At 38.9% G+C, this 16,824-nt stretch carries 19 protein-coding genes; 15 read left to right on the forward strand and 4 right to left on the reverse strand.

What is annotated here, in order from left to right:
* Positions 1 to 3: 3 nt before the first annotated feature.
* From BLR37_RS24335 to BLR37_RS24345, 3 genes are read left to right on the forward strand one after another with little or no spacing between them, the layout of a single operon-like run.
* Entirely contained in the window at positions 4 to 1,155 is a 1,152-nt protein-coding gene (locus tag BLR37_RS24335; RefSeq protein ID WP_039480713.1) for a BT_3928 family protein, read from the forward strand.
* A gap of 1 nt (position 1,156) precedes the next feature.
* A complete protein-coding gene (locus tag BLR37_RS24340; RefSeq protein ID WP_090773236.1) occupies positions 1,157 to 2,212 on the forward strand; it encodes an ABC transporter permease in 1,056 nt (351 codons plus the stop codon).
* A gap of 17 nt (positions 2,213 to 2,229) precedes the next feature.
* On the forward strand, positions 2,230 to 2,790 hold the full coding sequence (locus BLR37_RS24345) for a shikimate kinase (RefSeq protein WP_090773238.1): 561 nt from the start codon (positions 2,230 to 2,232) through the stop codon (positions 2,788 to 2,790).
* Between the two features lie 93 nt (positions 2,791 to 2,883).
* Here the strand turns inward: BLR37_RS24345 and crtD are convergent, their stop codons facing one another.
* Complete coding sequence (gene crtD / locus BLR37_RS24350) at positions 2,884 to 4,368, reverse strand: 1-hydroxycarotenoid 3,4-desaturase CrtD (protein ID WP_090773240.1); 1,485 nt, start codon at positions 4,366 to 4,368, stop codon at positions 2,884 to 2,886.
* Between the two features lie 39 nt (positions 4,369 to 4,407).
* Here crtD and BLR37_RS24355 point away from each other — a divergent pair, with 39 nt between their 5' ends.
* Positions 4,408 to 4,839, forward strand: coding sequence for a virulence RhuM family protein (locus BLR37_RS24355; protein WP_090773242.1), 432 nt, complete (start codon positions 4,408 to 4,410; stop codon positions 4,837 to 4,839).
* Position 4,840: 1 nt separating this feature from the next.
* On the opposite strand, the gene BLR37_RS24360 is transcribed toward BLR37_RS24355, so the two are convergent.
* Both BLR37_RS24360 and BLR37_RS24365 read right to left on the reverse strand, forming a co-directional pair.
* Positions 4,841 to 6,544: a M28 family peptidase gene (locus tag BLR37_RS24360; protein WP_090773244.1), complete on the reverse strand. Its 1,704-nt coding sequence runs from the start codon at positions 6,542 to 6,544 to the stop codon at positions 4,841 to 4,843.
* A gap of 44 nt (positions 6,545 to 6,588) precedes the next feature.
* Positions 6,589 to 7,047, reverse strand: a complete 459-nt coding sequence (locus BLR37_RS24365; protein ID WP_039480698.1) for a DoxX family protein — start codon at positions 7,045 to 7,047, stop codon at positions 6,589 to 6,591.
* Between the two features lie 215 nt (positions 7,048 to 7,262).
* Here BLR37_RS24365 and BLR37_RS24370 point away from each other — a divergent pair, with 215 nt between their 5' ends.
* The 3 genes from BLR37_RS24370 to BLR37_RS24380 all read left to right on the forward strand — a co-directional run bounded on the left by BLR37_RS24370 (position 7,263) and on the right by BLR37_RS24380 (position 9,471).
* Positions 7,263 to 7,373, forward strand: coding sequence for a hypothetical protein (locus BLR37_RS24370; RefSeq protein WP_025145553.1), 111 nt, complete (start codon positions 7,263 to 7,265; stop codon positions 7,371 to 7,373).
* Between the two features lie 209 nt (positions 7,374 to 7,582).
* Positions 7,583 to 8,995, forward strand: a complete 1,413-nt coding sequence (gene rlmD, locus BLR37_RS24375) for a 23S rRNA (uracil(1939)-C(5))-methyltransferase RlmD (RefSeq protein WP_090773246.1) — start codon at positions 7,583 to 7,585, stop codon at positions 8,993 to 8,995.
* Between the two features lie 68 nt (positions 8,996 to 9,063).
* Positions 9,064 to 9,471, forward strand: coding sequence for a hypothetical protein (locus BLR37_RS24380; protein ID WP_090773247.1), 408 nt, complete (start codon positions 9,064 to 9,066; stop codon positions 9,469 to 9,471).
* Positions 9,472 to 9,614: 143 nt separating this feature from the next.
* Here BLR37_RS24380 and BLR37_RS24385 read toward each other — a convergent pair whose 3' ends face one another.
* On the reverse strand, positions 9,615 to 10,319 hold the full coding sequence (locus BLR37_RS24385; RefSeq protein ID WP_090773249.1) for a head GIN domain-containing protein: 705 nt from the start codon (positions 10,317 to 10,319) through the stop codon (positions 9,615 to 9,617).
* 189 nt (positions 10,320 to 10,508) lie between these two features.
* Between BLR37_RS24385 and BLR37_RS24390 the strand changes: the two genes are divergently transcribed.
* The 8 genes from BLR37_RS24390 (at position 10,509) to hemH (ending at position 16,820) form a co-directional block, all read left to right on the forward strand.
* Entirely contained in the window at positions 10,509 to 11,018 is a 510-nt protein-coding gene (locus tag BLR37_RS24390) for a phosphoribosyltransferase family protein (RefSeq protein ID WP_090773251.1), read from the forward strand.
* Positions 11,019 to 11,115: 97 nt separating this feature from the next.
* Positions 11,116 to 11,715 (forward strand): 1-acyl-sn-glycerol-3-phosphate acyltransferase, encoded by a 600-nt coding sequence (locus BLR37_RS24395; protein ID WP_244154750.1) that lies wholly within the window; start codon positions 11,116 to 11,118, stop codon positions 11,713 to 11,715.
* Positions 11,712 to 12,809, forward strand: coding sequence for a glycosyltransferase family 2 protein (locus tag BLR37_RS24400; RefSeq protein ID WP_090773255.1), 1,098 nt, complete (start codon positions 11,712 to 11,714; stop codon positions 12,807 to 12,809). The genes BLR37_RS24395 and BLR37_RS24400 overlap by 4 nt, the downstream gene beginning before the upstream one ends.
* On the forward strand, positions 12,779 to 13,453 hold the full coding sequence (locus BLR37_RS24405) for a carotenoid biosynthesis protein (RefSeq protein ID WP_090773257.1): 675 nt from the start codon (positions 12,779 to 12,781) through the stop codon (positions 13,451 to 13,453). Before BLR37_RS24400 ends, BLR37_RS24405 begins: the two co-directional genes overlap by 31 nt.
* Positions 13,454 to 13,465: 12 nt before the next feature.
* Entirely contained in the window at positions 13,466 to 14,314 is an 849-nt protein-coding gene (locus BLR37_RS24410; protein WP_090773259.1) for a 4-hydroxy-3-methylbut-2-enyl diphosphate reductase, read from the forward strand.
* Between the two features lie 35 nt (positions 14,315 to 14,349).
* A complete protein-coding gene (locus BLR37_RS24415; RefSeq protein WP_090773261.1) occupies positions 14,350 to 14,883 on the forward strand; it encodes an isochorismatase family protein in 534 nt (177 codons plus the stop codon).
* 40 nt (positions 14,884 to 14,923) lie between these two features.
* On the forward strand, positions 14,924 to 15,595 hold the full coding sequence (locus tag BLR37_RS24420) for a fatty acid desaturase (RefSeq protein WP_090773263.1): 672 nt from the start codon (positions 14,924 to 14,926) through the stop codon (positions 15,593 to 15,595).
* A 214-nt stretch (positions 15,596 to 15,809) separates the two neighbouring features.
* On the forward strand, positions 15,810 to 16,820 hold the full coding sequence (hemH, locus tag BLR37_RS24425) for a ferrochelatase (RefSeq protein WP_090773265.1): 1,011 nt from the start codon (positions 15,810 to 15,812) through the stop codon (positions 16,818 to 16,820).
* The last annotated feature ends 4 nt before the right edge of the window (positions 16,821 to 16,824 follow it).

The following is a 16,824-nucleotide window of genomic DNA, read 5'->3' on the forward strand; positions in this document are numbered from 1 at the left end:
CCGATGCAAAACGTACTTTTAAGATTCTCCAGATTTTTTGTTGGTGCTTTATTTATCTTTTCCGGCTTAATCAAAGCCAACGATCCGCTGGGTTTTGGCTATAAACTGCAGGAGTATTTCGAGGTTTTTCACATGGGCTTCCTGAACGGGATGGCTACCGGTATTGCCATTTTACTGTGTACCCTCGAAATTGTTTTAGGGGCTTTGTTGCTATTGGGTTTCTGGAGTAAAAAAGTAGCTTGGGGTTTACTGTTGCTTATCATTTTCTTCACGTTGTTAACCTTTATTTCGGCAGCATTTAAAGTGGTAACCAGTTGCGGTTGTTTTGGCGATGCCATTCCGCTTACCCCATGGCAATCGTTTAGTAAAGATTTGATCTTGCTGGTATTGATTCTCATTATCTTTGCCAAAAAGGAGCTAATTCAGCCTTTATTCAAAAAGGAAGCCACTCAACGTAATATTGCTTTGGCGGTAACCATCATATCTTTGGGCTTTGGCCTGTATACCTACAATGTGTTACCGGTTATGGATTTTCTGCCTTATAAGGTAGGCGCACATATTCCTTCATTAATGGTGATCCCTCCGGGAGAAAAGCCTGATGAGTTCGAAATCATGTATCACCTTAAAAATAAGAAAACCAATGCGGAAAAAGATATGAGCGATAAGGCCTATCTTAAAACCGAAATCTGGAAAGATAACAATTGGGAAATTATTGGTGAGCCAACCAAAAGGCTCGTAAAAAAAGGTTATGAGCCTAAAATCAAGGATTTGGTAATTACCGATGCTTCAGGAACTGATTATACTAAAGAACTGATCGAAAACCCTTACTACAGTTTAATTTTTGTGGCTTACGATCTTAAAAATACGAACGAAAGTGCCATTGGTAAATTAAATGCGATTGCCATTAACGCTACACAGCAGTTTAACATTCGTACGGTTTTATTAACTTCCAATTCGGCACAGGATGCAGAGGCTTTTATCAAAAAAAATAACTTGTTTTCTGAAGTTTTTTATGCGGATGCCGTGCCCTTGAAAAGTATGGTAAGGGCTAACCCAGGTGTATTGCTGTTGAAAAACGGAGTGGTAATTAATAAATGGCACTACCATAACGTGCCCACTTTTGATCAGTTAAGCAGGAAATATTTCGATAAGTAAAATGATTGGTTATGCACTAAAAAAACTCATGTATGGATTGCTGGTAATGGCTGGCGTTGTACTGGTTGTTTTTGTGCTGTTTAATATCCTGCCCGGCGATCCTGCCCGGATGACTATGGGGCAGCGTGCCGATGTACAATCGCTCGAAGCGGTACGTAAAGAGTTTGGTCTTGATCGTTCGAAACCAGTTCAGTTTGTTTTGTATGTGAACGATTTATCGCCTGTTAGTGTGCTCGATAATGATACTGCGACCCAACAGAAATATCATTACGCTAAACTAATGACCTTCGGTAAAAAGGCCGTCGTGATTAAATGGCCATATCTGCGCAGTTCTTATCAAACGAGGCGCGATGTGACTGAAATTCTTGCTGAAACCGTTCCAAATACTTTTATCCTGGCCCTAACCGCGATGATTTTCGCCACACTGATTGGTGTGTTTTTAGGTGTGCTATCAGCAGTATATAAAGATTCGTGGATTGATAAATCGGCCAATGCCTTCGCTATTTTGGGTATCTCAGCACCCTCTTTTTTTGCCGGGATCATTATTGCCTGGCTTTTCGGTTTCGTACTGAGCAACTATACGGGATTAAAAATGAGCGGAAGTTTATATTCGTATGATCCATTTAACGGCGAAGTACTGACCTTACGCAATTTATGGTTACCGATGATTACTTTGGGGCTGAGGCCACTGGCCATTATTGTGCAGCTTACGCGGAGTGCTATGCTCGACGTACTGGCCCAGGATTATATCAGGACAGCCAGGGCAAAAGGCTTAAGCAGGAATACAATTATTTATAAACATGCCTTAAAAAATGCCATGAATCCCGTTATAACCGCTATTTCTGGCTGGTTTGCTTCTTTACTAGCCGGATCGTTTTTTGTGGAATATATTTTTGGCTATAACGGATTGGGCAGAACAACCGTAACTGCATTAGAGATGTCTGATTTCCCTGTAGTAATGGGATCGATATTATTTATTGCCTTTGTTTTCGTTGTAATTAATATATTGGTCGATATTTTGTACGCCTATATCGATCCGAGGGTGAAACTGGCATAATGAAGAAATAAATAAGCATGAGCAATACGAATCATACAAACAGCGAAAATTTAATTACTGTTCCAGGTAAAACAATTTCAGGAATCATTTTTTTGGTGGGGTACATGGGATGTGGTAAAAGTACAAAAGCCAAGCAATTGGCTCACCGGTTGGATTGCCCTGTAATTGATCTTGATGCTGAAATCGTTGCCAAAACCGGAAAGAGCATTGCCGAATATTTTGCTGAGTTTGGTGAGGGCGGTTTTAGGGATTATGAAAGTGAAATGCTTAAAACTTTCGATTATCCCGAAACCTGCGTAGTTGCGACCGGTGGTGGTTTGCCTTGTTTCTTCGATAATATGGAGTGGATGAACGCACACGGTGAAACAGTTTACCTGCAAATGGAACCTGCCGCTTTGGTATCTCGCTTGCACAATCGCCAGAAACGACCTTTAATTAAAGATTTAAACGACGAACAATTGCTGGTATTTATTAAAGAAAAACTACAGGAGCGCGACCCTTTTTACACCCAGGCCAAATTAATTGTCGATGCCTTTGATCTGGACGGCGAAAAACTGGAAACAGCACTTAAGGCTTAATCCCTCCAGATACTTGATACTATATACCCGATACTATATACCTGATACTAATTACCTGCTACTAATTACCTGCTACTAATACCCACTACTACCTTAAACCACTTCATCAACACAATCACTTACAATTTTAGCCGAGAGCAAAGCCAGGGGAATGCCTCCGCCAGGATGAACGCTACCTCCGCAGAAGAATAAATTTTTAACCTTTGAGCTGAAGTTGGGGTGCCTCAGAAATGCAGCAAACTGATTGTTTGAGCTATTGCCGTACAAGGATCCCTGGTAGGAACCGGTTTTACTTTCTATGCTTCGTGGATCTAAAATCTGTTCGCAAACAATATCTTTCGCTATATTCCGGTTTAAAATGCGGCTGATTTTTTTGATGATATTGGCTCTTGCCTGCTGAATGAGCTGATCCCAGTCTTGGCCATTATTGGCGGGGACATTAATCATGACAAACCAGTTTTCGCTATCTAAAGGGGCATCAGTACGGAGGTGTTTACTGCTAATGTTAATGTAAACCGTGGGATCGTTGCTGATGGTTTTATCTTTCCAGATGCTATTAAACTCTTGCTGATAATCTGCTGCAAAAAAGATGTTGTGTAAGCCTAAATCACTATAATTACCATCCATACCCCAGTAAAAAATTAAGGCAGAGCTGCTGCGTTCCTGGCTGATTAACTTTTTAGGTTGTGTTATATCTTTAAGCAAGTTTTTATAGGTAAACCAGATGTCCAGATTCGAAATCACTACCTCCGCAGGATGGATTTTATCGTTAACCATTACATTCTGGACTTTAGGTTTGCGTCCGCTGGTATACCGTATTTCTTCGACCTTTTGGTTGTAATGGAATTTTACACCCAAGTCTTCTGCCAGTTTTACCAGGCCACTAACAATGCCGTACATCCCGTTTTTAGGTAAATAAGCCCCGAAATGGTACTCGAAATGTGGAATAACGTTTAAAGTTGCCGGAGCCTGGTACGGGTTGGAGCCATTGTAAGTAGCGTAGCGGTTAAAGAGTTGGGCAATTCTGGCATCTTTAAAAAAACTGTTATTGGCCTCTTGCTGTGTCCTGAAAGCATCGATTTGCCCAAATCTGAAAACTGATTTTAGGGTATCCCAATGGAGGTAACTTTTCAACTTGTGGAGCGTGCGTTCTAGAAATACTTTGTGGGTTACGTCGTAAATGGTCGCACTTTTTTTCAGAAACTTTTCAACTTCTGCTGCGGTTGACTCGGTTTTTGTTTCAATTTCCCGTGCAAAGGCATTTAAATCAGCTTTAGCCGTTAACCTTAATCCATCTTCGTAAAAATAACGGCAAATTTCTTTTAGCCTGATGTATTCAAAATAATCGTTTGAATTTTTACCGGCGAGCTGAAACAATTCATCAACATACTGTGGCATGGTAAACAGGCTGGGGCCTGCATCAAACCTGAATCCATTCACCCTGAGCTCTGCCAGTTTGCCACCCGGTTTAGAGCCAGCTTCAAAAACGCTTACTTCATACCCCTTTACGCTCAGGCGGATAGCCGAAGCGATTCCGGCAATCCCAGCTCCGATAACAATTACTTTTGGTTTAGGCATGATGCGAAAATAGGATAATATTTTTACTAACTTAAAGTAATGGATAGGGATAAAATTATCATATATAAAACTAAAGAAGGGTTACCTGCAATTGAAGTTGCTTACGGAGACGATACTGTTTGGCTAACACAAAAGCAGATTGCTGAAGTTTTTGGAATTCAGGTTCCGGCAGTTAATAAGCATATTAACAATATATTACGTAACAAAGAATTGGATAAGTCAACTATTTCCAAAATGGAAATAGTTAGAGTGGAAGGTTTGAGGAGTGTAAAGAGGATGATTGATGCTTATAATCTGGATATGATTTTATCAATTGGTTATAGGGTAAATTCGGTTAGAGCAACACAGTTTCGTATTTGGGCTAACCAAATTTTAAAAGACTATTTACTTAAAGGATATGCCTTAAACAATAAAAAGTTGCGGGAGCAGAGTCAGCAATTATTGGAGTTAAAACAGGCGATTAATAATTAACTTATTTCAACTCCTCCAGATATACCTTTGTCTGCTTTTCAATCTCTACGGTTGCAAACTTAATTGCAGAACCTACTCTTGTAGTTTGTGGTTTCACCGCCATTTTATTGATAGTAGCCAGGGCATCAATATACCACTTGCTCCAAACCTCAATAATGTGCCTTTCTTCTGCAACAGGTTTTCCCGCTGCTATAGCCTTTTTGCTTAAATCGAATTCGGTTTTTAGGCGGCTAAGTGCATCAGCTTTGACCTGTGCAACAGTTGCTGTAGCTGTGTTTTCATCTGCCGATATTAAGGTATAAGCGGCGGTTAAACCGCTTATACCCACGTTTTTCATTTCCGTTGGCGAAACTTTATCAATCCTGTCGTTATCGGTATGATAAAAAACATCGGTAAAATGCCACATTAATAACCCAGGAATTTTATTTTGTAAAAAAGGAGTGTGGTCGCTACCGCCCTCAAAGGGATTGTAATTAACTATCCAATTGGCAAATTTTCCCTGTGCTTTGCAGATATCGAAAATGAAATCGTTAAAATAATGTGGGAAAAGATCTTTTTCAGCTACATCACCAGCGCCCCATTCGGTATGTTTGTCGGTTCCCCTTGTCCAAATGGCTGATGGATCGGGCATTTTTTCAATCAGGAAAGATCCACCTGTCTTTTTAGTGTATTCGCCAACCATATCCAGGCTCATTCCCCACATAATGCCTTTGGCTCGGGTACTATCTTCGGTAATGTATCTGCGGGTCGAAACAATTTCATCGCCCCATAAAAAGGTTAAACTGCGTTTGGGGTTTATTTTTTTTGCTTTAAATAATTCAGCAGTTAAGCGCGCCATTTCAGCCAGGGTGCCCACGCCACTTGCATTATCATTGGCTCCGGGTTCCTGAACATGTGCACTAAAAACAAAGCGCTCATCAGGGCTTACGCTTCCACGCACATTCGCTACAATGGTTAATTCTTCTGATGGATAAATTTTGGTCTGGATATTTACTTTTAACTGAGGTGTGCCTTTTAAGCAAGCGGCTTTTAATTTTTCTTTCGCCGCGTACGATAACAGTAAAGTCCAGACCTCGCTGTTCGCCTTCATGCTGCCAAACTGAATAGAAGTCTGGTGCACTTCTGGTTGGGTATATTTGGGCATCGAATAGCCCAGCACTCCAATTGCACCTGCTTTAGTAGCAGCCTGGAGTAAGCGTGAAGGATGGTTCTCTGAAAACAGGATTTTCCCCTTCAGGTCCATTTTTTCAAGATCGGCCATGCTTGTTTTTTCGAGATAAACTACCGGAGCAGTAACGCCACCCGCAGGGGTTGAACCGCAATTAATCGGAATCATATTGCGGTTAGTTTGAAAAGAAATGAAAGGCAGCTGCTCACCAACAATAGCGATACTGGCATCAACAGGCTCCCAGGTATTGGCTTTCATCGCCCGTTTTTCGATGCGATAAGTTAAAGGTGCTTCAAATTCATTTTGCTGCTGAGCTACAAAACCTGCTTTTTTCAATATGCTTTCTACACGGTGGATACTGGCATTAAAACCTGTATTGCCGGGTACGCGAAAGTATTTCTCCACAAAAGCTGTGGTTTCGTAGGCATTTTGTGCATTAAAACCAGTCCGTGTGAGTTTAAAATATTCATCAGTGGGATTTTGTGCGTAGCAGCCCAACCCCGCAAAAAGCAGTGCAAAAAGTATCTTCGTTTTCATAAGCGTTTATAAAAGCGAAAGATACTAAGAATATTTAAGCTAACTTAAGCGTAGCGCTTACCAGTTTTGCGTTTCATTTCCGCATCGGCCGATAAAGGTCCGGAACCTACCACCCAAAACATGATGAGCAGGAACAAAACCAGTACCGAGAACCAGAGTTCGGAGTTAGGAGAAGAAAAACCTGGGGTAAGGTTAACAAAAAATACGGCAAACAGCAAAATCGGAATCTGGATGACCACTGCAAAACGGGTTACCAGACCCAGCGTAATTAAAACACCGCCAACCAGGTGTGCAAATGCCACCACATGTATGGCCATGCTGATTAACATACTGGAGAAACCAAAAATGTTGTTTTGTGTAATCATGTTCTGGAGTACGGATGTGTCGCTAACAAAAGAAACACCTTTTCCAAAAATGACAAGGCCAAGGACAATGCGAAGATAATCCAGCCATTTTGAATGATGAACATCGCCCCAATGTTCAATTTTACGGATAACGTTCATAACGAACCTCCATTTTTATGTGAATGATAACTTAAGTTACGGAAATTATATTGGTATATCAAACAAATAATTGAAAATCAGTAGATTTTAACTTTGGTTAAAACTTATTTACTGTGTTTAACTGCTTGATGTAAAATTAACAAAAACTTAAACTATACCATTTTGGTTTTTGGTATGAATTTAGTATTATTGTTAAAATTGAAAGGTTTTTTATCATGAGCAAAGAAATACTCGAATTTTCTGTACAGGTAGATGAAAAGTTTGACCTGAAATTTAACTGGCTGGATGGTTTCTGGGGCGCCGCATTTAAATTTTTCGGAAAATAATTTTTGAAACCAAAATTTTCATAACGGATATCCAGTCCTTCAGGGATGATATTGTCCATTTTTTTTGTGCCGGTATCTAAGCTTTCTACCTTTTTGATCTCCTTGCTTCTGTCTTATCTTCAATAGTTTAGTTCTTCTGGGTCCACATTTTTAACCCTCCGCCTTTCGACCCTTAACCTTTTACCTCTTTTTTCTATCTTTGCAAAATAATGAGTAGAAGAAAACCAGGTACGGTAACAATAGTTCCAAACGTACAAATAATCGATATTGCTGAAGAAGGAAAAGGTGTTGGCAAAGCCGACGAGTTGGTGATTTTTGTGGATAAGGCAGTTCCAGGCGATGTAGTGGATGTACGCTTAACCAAAAAGAAGAAGAATTTCGCTGAAGCGGTAATTGAGCAGCTTCATGAAAAATCTGATTTACGTACCGATCCTTTTTGTGCTCATTTCGGAACCTGTGGCGGTTGCAAATGGCAGCACATGGGCTACGAATCCCAGTTAAAATTTAAACAGAAAAATGTAGAGGCTGCTTTGCAGCGCCTGGGTAAGATAGATACCTCTCATACGGAGCCGATTTTAGGTTCTGCTAATGACCGTTACTATCGCAATAAGCTTGAATTTACTTTTTCTAACAAACGCTGGTTAGAAAAAACCGATGTAGAACGCGACGAAGATTTTGATATGAATGCCCTGGGCTTTCACGTACCCCTGCGTTTTGATAAGATTTTAGATATTGAGCATTGTTATTTGCAGGCCGAACCTTCCAACTCAATCAGGAATGCGGTAAGAAAGTACGCTTTAGAAAACGGGTTATCGTTTTACGATTTACGTAACCACGAAGGGGTACTGCGTAATCTTATTATCCGTACTTCATCTACTGGGGAAGTAATGATAGCAGTAGTTTTTGCTTATCCTGAACAAGAGCAGATAGATGGTTTAATGAATTTCCTTAAAACAGAATTTCCGCAAATTACTTCATTGCTTTATATCGTTAACCAAAAGAAAAACGATACCATTTTCGATCAGGAAGTAATAGTATTTGCAGGTCGCGATCATATTTTCGAAGAAATGGACGGTATTCGCTTCAAAATTGGCGTAAAATCATTCTACCAAACGAACTCTGATCAAGCTTTCGAATTGTATAAAATTACCCGCGATTTTGCTGAATTTAAAGGCGATGAGCTGGTTTATGATTTATATACTGGTGCAGGAACCATTGCCAATTTTGTGGCTAAAAATGTAAAGCAGGTAGTAGGGGTAGAGTATGTGCCAACTGCTATTGAAGATGCTAAATTCAATTCTGAGCTCAATGGAATTGACAATACGATCTTTTATGCCGGTGATATGAAAGATATTCTAACTGCAGAATTTATTGCCAGTCATGGCAAGCCTGATGTGGTAATTACCGATCCGCCGAGGGCTGGTATGCACGCCGATGTAGTGCAGCGCCTGCTGGAAATGGAAGCCGAAAAAATTGTTTACGTAAGCTGTAATGCCGCAACCCAGGCCAGAGACCTCGAGTTGTTAAAAGAAAAATACGATGTTGCACGCATTAAGCCTGTGGATATGTTCCCGCACACGCAGCATGTAGAGAATGTCGTACTATTAAGGTTAAAATCATAAGATGTAAAATAGAAGATGTATGCTGGAACTTTACAACGTTTCAACATTCAACCTTTCAACAACAAAAAATGGATAGAGAAGAATTGTTAAGCGCAACACCAGAAGACGGTGGGACGCCTCAAAAGAAACACGAAAGTCCGCTGGTAAGTTTGGAAAAGGACCTGGAGCTTTATACCGATGCGATAAAAGAAGTGGCTATAGAGATTATGGTTGAAGGCATTTCGGCGTACCCTATTTTTATTGCACATCAGCACGAAGTGAATATTGGTGAGCTGATTTTAAATAAAGAAGAACTTAATACCAATTGGACAATACAGGCTTCTACTTTAGAAGAATTTGTAGAGAAAGGAATTATCAGTAAAGAGAAAAAAGAACCCTTTTTAAAAGTTTATAAAAAGCCTGAAGATTTTATGTGCGTATTCGTGATTGTTCCGGAAGGTGCCAATTTTATTTATTACCCGTATAAGAAAAGATAGTCTGGAGTCAGTAGTCCGGAGCCTAGGTATATAATGTCGTACAAATCGGTGTAATCCTTCAATCTGTGCAATCCCCCTAAAAAAACAAACGCTGCTTTGTATCCACAAAGCAGCGAGTTATCATTAAACTAAACTAAATTTTCTTAATTCACGTGTCTCACATCTCCGCTTTTTGAGCTCGATGTTTTCTTCAGTGATGCATTTCCTTTATAATGTACGTCGCCACCGCCGCTTGCTGAAGCTTCAAGGCCTTTGTTTACGTAAATAGCCACATCTGAACCTCCAGACGCTTGTACTTTGGCATAATTGGTAATAAAACCGTAAGCATCAATATCACTTCCTCCGCTTGATTGGATGGTCATGTTTTCGGCTTTGCCTTTTAAATCGATATCGCTGCCACCGCTCGATTGGATGGATAAATCATTACAAACCACATCCAGTTTCAGGTCTGAACCGCCAGAAGAACGGATAGCCAGTTTATCTGTTTTTAATTGATTCTGGGTAAATACATCCGAACCGCCCGATGCAGCAATCGTATTTAAGCTTTTATAGGTTACATAAGCTTTAATTACGCGGTTTTTAAACAGTCCACCCCAATTAATACCATCTTTAAATTTGATGTTTACATTGGCTCCGTTTTGTTCTACTACAATGTTTTTCAGGGTTTCGCTATCAGATTGAATGCTTACGCCTTCATTTCCACCTTGGGTAAGGTATAAGTCTATTCCGCTGCTAATACCGATGCTGTTAAAGTTTTTCACGGCAACATTTTTAGTTTCCTGTGCTCTGGCCATATAGCTACTCACGATCACAAATAAAATGATTGCAGATTGGGTAAGGGTTTTCATAGTGCTCTTCGTTAAATGATTATTAGACTGGCAAACCTGGTTTTTAGGGTAATAACAGCCTGGGATTTTGTTTTTGGTATTAATAAGACGCAGTTAAGGTCAAAACGTTGCAGGCAATCGAAATTATTTTTCAAATAGTTTGAATTTCATCCTTAAAATCGTTCTTTTTGTATTCAACCTTTTAATACAATGGCCGCATCACAATTACTTATTCTAAACAAGAAACAAATTCAACAAAAGATAGATCGTATCGCTTATCAGATTTTAGAAGATAACCTGAACGAAAAAGAAATTGTGCTTGCCGGAATTTGGGACCGCGGCTATAAACTGGCCTTGAGGTTAGAAAAAGTGCTTAAAAAAATCTCTGGCTTTAAAGTAACATTGCTACGCATCGATTTGCAAAAAGAGAGCAGCAAGCTGGTAGCCTCAACTGATTTAGACGAAAGCCACTGGAAAAACAAAGTGATCATCATTGTTGATGATGTTTTAAACAGTGGCAAAACCTTAGCTTATGGCTTGGGCGTTTTCTTAAATACACCGCATAAAAAAATACGTACGGTGGTTTTGGTGGATAGAAGCCATAAAATTTTTCCTATTGCAACCGATTTTGTTGGCCTCGAACTGGCAACCATTTTAAAAGAGCATGTAGATGTGGTAATGGATGTAGAAGGCGAAGAAGACCGGGTGTATTTGAGTTAAGTGCAAATGTAAGACGTAACACGGATGCGTCAATACATTTGCAATTCACCTCATTTTTTTGCAATTTCCCGAAATGTATCAACCCCGGAAAAATAATTTGATTTTTAGCTTTTTCTCCTGGTACATTCAGTTTATCATTAAAAAAGATTTCACAGCCTTTCATTTCGATAACATTGAAATCAAAACTGATGCTTCAATGCTTATTCTGGCCAATCATTTCAGCTGGTGGGATGGTTTTTTTATCTTTTACCTCAATAAAAAGGTGTTTAAAAAGCGGTTTCATGTATTGGTTAATGCCGATAATTACAATAAGGTTAGCTTTTTGAAATATTTAGGTGCTTTTGCTGCCGAAGGCAAAGGAAAAGATGTTTTAGATACCCTCAGTTACGCTGGCGAATTGTTAGATGATCCAAATAACCTCGTGCTCGTTTTTCCGCAGGGCAAATTGTATTCTAATCATTTAAAAAGTATCAGTTTCGAAAAAGGCGTTATGCAAATGATTAATGCCAGTAAAAAAAAGATCAATATCATTTTTGCCGCCACATTTATCGATTACTTTGCCAAAAGAAAGCCCTCGGCACATACTTATCTCCAAAATTGGGAGACCGAAGAATATGTGAGCTTACAGTTGTTGAAAAGTGCGTACAATAAACATTACGATCAATCGGTTATTAAACAAACGCAAATTACTGAATGACAATTTTTATTTACGCGGTACTGATTTTTCTGGTCATCAGGTTTTCGGTTACCGTTTTCAATTTTCTATCCAACCCTAAATTGCCTGGGGTAATTAAGCATTACCATCAGAAGGCTTCAATCCTGATTCCGGCACGGAATGAAGCTGATAATATACTCGACTTATTAATATCTATCCGCAATCAGGACTATACCAACTACGAGGTAATCGTTTTGGATGACAACAGTAGCGATGAAACCTTTGCACTGGTAGAAGCGTTTTGTGTACAAAAACCCAATTTCAGGATCGTTAAAGGGCAAGAGCTTCCACCAAATTGGCTTGGGAAAAACTTTGCCTGCCACCAGCTTGCAGAATTGGCTACCGGAAATTACCTTTTATTTATTGATGCCGATGAAACCATCAATCGCGGACTGATTAACAGTTTAATTGCCCGCATGGAAACGGGGAACCTGGCATTGCTTAGCGTTTTTACCAATCAGGTGATGCTATCGATAGGTGAGCGCTTAACGGTACCTTTGATGCATTTTATTTTGCTAAACTTATTGCCGTTACGGTTGGTTAAACTTTCAAAAAATCCGGCATTTGCTGCGGCAAGCGGACAGTGTATGTTTTTTAATGCCCATAACTACAGCGAAAACCAGTGGCACGAAAAGGTAAAAGGGCAAGTTGTAGAGGATGTAGAGATTATGAAGCGTGTTAAACTCGAAAAATTTAATGCCGAAGCACTTTTAGCCAACGGACTGATTTATTGCAGGATGTACAAGGGACTGAACGAAAGTATTGCCGGTTTTAGTAAAAATTTACTCGCAGGTTTTGGTAATAACATCTTAATCTTATTATTTTACCAGCTTTTGGTAACTATTGGTCCGGTAATTTTAATCTTAAACTTTAATGTTACTTTATTGGTGTTACCATTAACTTTAATAATTTTAAGTAGAATAATGATTTCTTATTTATCAGGACAAAATGTTTTGGTCAATTTGATATTGCATCCTTTTCAGATGTTATTCTTCTTAATTATTTCATTGATTTCTATAAAAAAGCATATTTTTAAAACAGGCACATGGAAGGGCAGAACGATCAAAACGATTTAAAGGTTAAAAGAATTGCAGTTGCTGTAATTATCGTTTTTCATTTGGTTGGTTTGCTCGGCTTTTTAATTCCTGCTGCCCAACCTTATTTCCTTAAACTCGTTCCTTTCCATTTATTGCTGATGTTTGCCGTAATTGTTTTTGCCTACAATGCGGATGTTAAACGTTTGTTGTTATTTGTTTCGGGCGTTTTTCTATGCGGCTTTCTGGTCGAAGTTTTGGGTGTTCACACCGGTAAAATATTCGGCAGTTATTATTATGGGCCTACACTGGGTTACAAAATTGCTGCTGTGCCTTTGTTGATGGGGGTAAATTGGGTAATCCTGATTTTTAGTGTAGGGCAGATGATGAAGAGCCTGAAGATTAGAAACAGTATTCTCGCTTCTGCACTAGGCGCCCTCGCATTGGTTATTTTCGATTACTTTCTTGAACCTGTAGCCATGAAATTTAACTATTGGCAATGGGACTGGCACGAAATCCCGGGTCAGAATTATGTGGCCTGGTTTATTGTTTCGGTTATTTTATTGAAGTTTTACTACGCACTTGGCCTTAAGCAGCAAAAATACCTGGGTACAACAATGTTTGTGGCACAGTTTATCTTTTTTGTTGTCTTATACATGACAACGGGAACAAATATTTTTGCTTAATTTTGCATTGCAATGGGTTATAACTTACAGGTCAACATTGATAAATCATCAGGCTTTTGCTTTGGTGTAGTGTATGCCATAGAAATGGCCGAAGACATTTTGGATAACGATGGTTATTTATATTGTTTAGGAGATATTGTACACAATGATGAAGAAGTAAAGCGGTTAACTAACCGGGGGCTGAAAATCATCGATCACGAAATTTTAAAGAATTTACGCGATGAAAAAGTACTGATCAGGGCACATGGCGAAGCTCCATCTACTTATCAGCTGGCTTTAGAAAATAACCTTACCTTGATTGATGCCTCTTGTCCGGTGGTTTTAAAACTGCAGAACCGGATTAAAAACTCGCACGATGATGATGAGCAAGTACTTATTTTTGGCAAGCACGGCCATGCCGAAGTAATTGGTTTGCAAGGGCAAACCGATGGTAAAGCAATTGTTTTTCAGGATTTGGCAGAACTCGATAATGTTGAATTACCTGCTAAGTTTACCTTATATAGTCAAACCACTAAAAGCACCGATAAATTTTACCACATTAAAGATGAGTTATTGAGTCGTGGCTACGAGGTAAAGGCTAACGATACCATTTGCAGGCAAGTATCTAATCGTTATGAAGAACTGGAAGATTTTGTGAGCCATTACAATAAAATCGTTTTCGTATCAGGAAAAAAATCATCCAACGGTAAAGTACTTTACGATGTATGTAAAAAATACAACGAAAATTCTTACTTCATTTCGAATGTTGAAGAGTTGGAGCAAAGCTGGTTTGCAGAAAATGATAAAGTAGGTATCTGCGGTGCAACCTCTACGCCAATGTGGCTGATGGAAAAGGTAAAAGCCAGATTGGAAGAATATTAATTATAAAAATCTATCCGTTAATAACTGTTATTTAGATGAAAGCATTATTAATAATAGATATGCAGATTGGTAGTTTTAAACCTTACGATTTGCGATATGATACCTTAGGCGTTATTGAGCGAATAAATAAAATATCCAATTATTTCAGAAAGAATAGTGATCAGGTAATTTTTATCCAACATGATGGTTCTAAAGAGAATATTTTTCTGCCTCATACTTCAGATTGGAAACTTTTACCAGAATTAATCAAATGTGATACTGATCATGTGGTTTCAAAATCAGCTAATGATGCATTTTATAATACTCATTTAAATGAGATCCTATTTCAAAACAACATTTCCGAACTATATATAGCAGGTTGTGCTACTGATTTTTGTGTCGATTCTACAGTGAAGTCGGCTATTACCAGAGATTACAATGTAACTGTTATTGAAGATGCACATACCACTGCCGATAGGCCACATTTAAGTGCAGTTAAAATCATTGAACATTACAATTGGATTTGGAGCGAGATGACGCCAACCAATTTTAAAGTTAAGGTTATCAAAACCAATGATGTTGCTTTTTAGTTTGGTAAATAATAATAAAATTGATTTATTACTTTAAACCATGGATAATAGAAAATCGTGGATTGGTTCTGTTGTAGCAATTTTGCTAATTGCCTGCTGGTTCATTTCACTTTTTTTCTTGTTAAACTGGCAGTTCAGTTGGACAAATCCTTTGGTTTACCTAATGGTATTGATGCAAATGCATTTGTATACCGGTTTGTTTATTACCGCACACGATGCCATGCACGGTACAATTTCGGCCAATAAAAACTTAAACAATTTTTTCGGTTACCTTGCGGTATTTTTATATGCTGGTTTTTTCTATAATCGTTTGTACACCAAACACCATCAGCACCACAATCATGTACATACAGTAAACGATCCTGATTTTGCACCGCATGGTTTCTGGAAGTGGTATTTCAGGTTTATGCTCAATTATGTAACAGTAACACAGCTTATAATTATGGCTGTTGCCTATAATATTTTGAAAATCTGGGTTCCGGAGCAAAATCTGCTACTTTTTTGGGTATTGCCATCACTGCTAAGCACTTTTCAATTGTTTTATTTTGGCACTTATTTGCCACATAAGGGCGAGCACGATAACGAATATCATTCGACCACACTCAGGAAAAACCATTTCGTTGCTTTCATTACATGCTACTTTTTTGGCTATCATTTAGAACATCATCAAAAGCCGGGTATGCCCTGGTGGCAATTGTATAAGACAAAATAAAAGCTATCTTGGTGTCAACTGTTACCAGCTGACGCTAGATCAGATTTCATAATCAATGATTTGACAATTTCATAACCACCCGGGATAAACAAGTTGGGAATAATAGCCGTTAATATTATTTTCTGTTGACGAAAAAATGTTTTTCATCACTTTTTAACATAGGTTAAAAACAATAAATAAGCGATATTTGCGCAAATAACATATTTTAATATCAATGAGCAAAAAGGGAATTTTACTGGTAAATTTAGGAACACCCGATAGTACGGCAACAGCCGATGTCAAAAAATATCTTGATCAGTTTTTGATGGATGAAAGGGTAATTGATATTCCTAAACTAAACCGTACACTATTGGTTAAAGGGATTATCGTTCCTTTCCGTAGCCCTAAAACTGCTAAATTATACCGCGAAATATGGGACGAAAATGGTTCGCCACTTTTGTATTACAGTAAGCTGCAGGCAAAAATGCTGCAAGAAAGGCTGGGCGACGAATACCATGTAGAGCTGGCCATGCGTTACCAAAATCCTTCAATTGCTTCGGCACTCGATAAGCTTAAATCGGGTTTGGTAGAAAGCATACAGGTTATTCCGTTGTTTCCGCAGTATGCCTCGGCCAGTAGTGGTTCAGTTATACAGCTGGTTATGGAGTTGGTGAGTAAATGGCCAACTGTGCCGCCAATTTCCTTTGTTAACTCTTTCCATGATAACGAATTAATGATAAAGGTTTTTGCAGAAAATGCAAGAAAACATCAAATAGATACCTATGATCACGTGTTGTTCAGTTTTCATGGTTTGCCAGAACGCCAATTGTTAAAGTGCGATCATACCGGTAGCTACTGCTTAAAAAGCAGCGATTGTTGCCAAACCTTAAACGATACCAATAAATTTTGCTATTCAGCACAAGGGCATCATACAGCCAGATTAATTGCTGCTGAATTAAACCTGCCAAAAGAAAAATATACCGTTTGTTTTCAGTCGCGTTTGGGCAAAGAACCCTGGGTGCAACCTTACACCACCGATGTATTGAAAAAGCTGGCAGGAGAAGGCAAAAAGCGTTTACTGGTTTTTAGTCCGGCTTTTGTTGCCGATTGCCTGGAAACCCTTTACGAAATTACGGTAGAATACCACGAAGAATTCAGGGAGTTAGGAGGAGAGCATGTACAGCTGGTAGAAAGCTTAAATGATAGCCCGGTGTTTATTGAGGCTTTAGCCGGAATGATTAAATAATTCT

The organism is Pedobacter soli (assembly GCF_900101435.1).
GTDB lineage: Bacteria > Bacteroidota > Bacteroidia > Sphingobacteriales > Sphingobacteriaceae > Pedobacter > Pedobacter soli.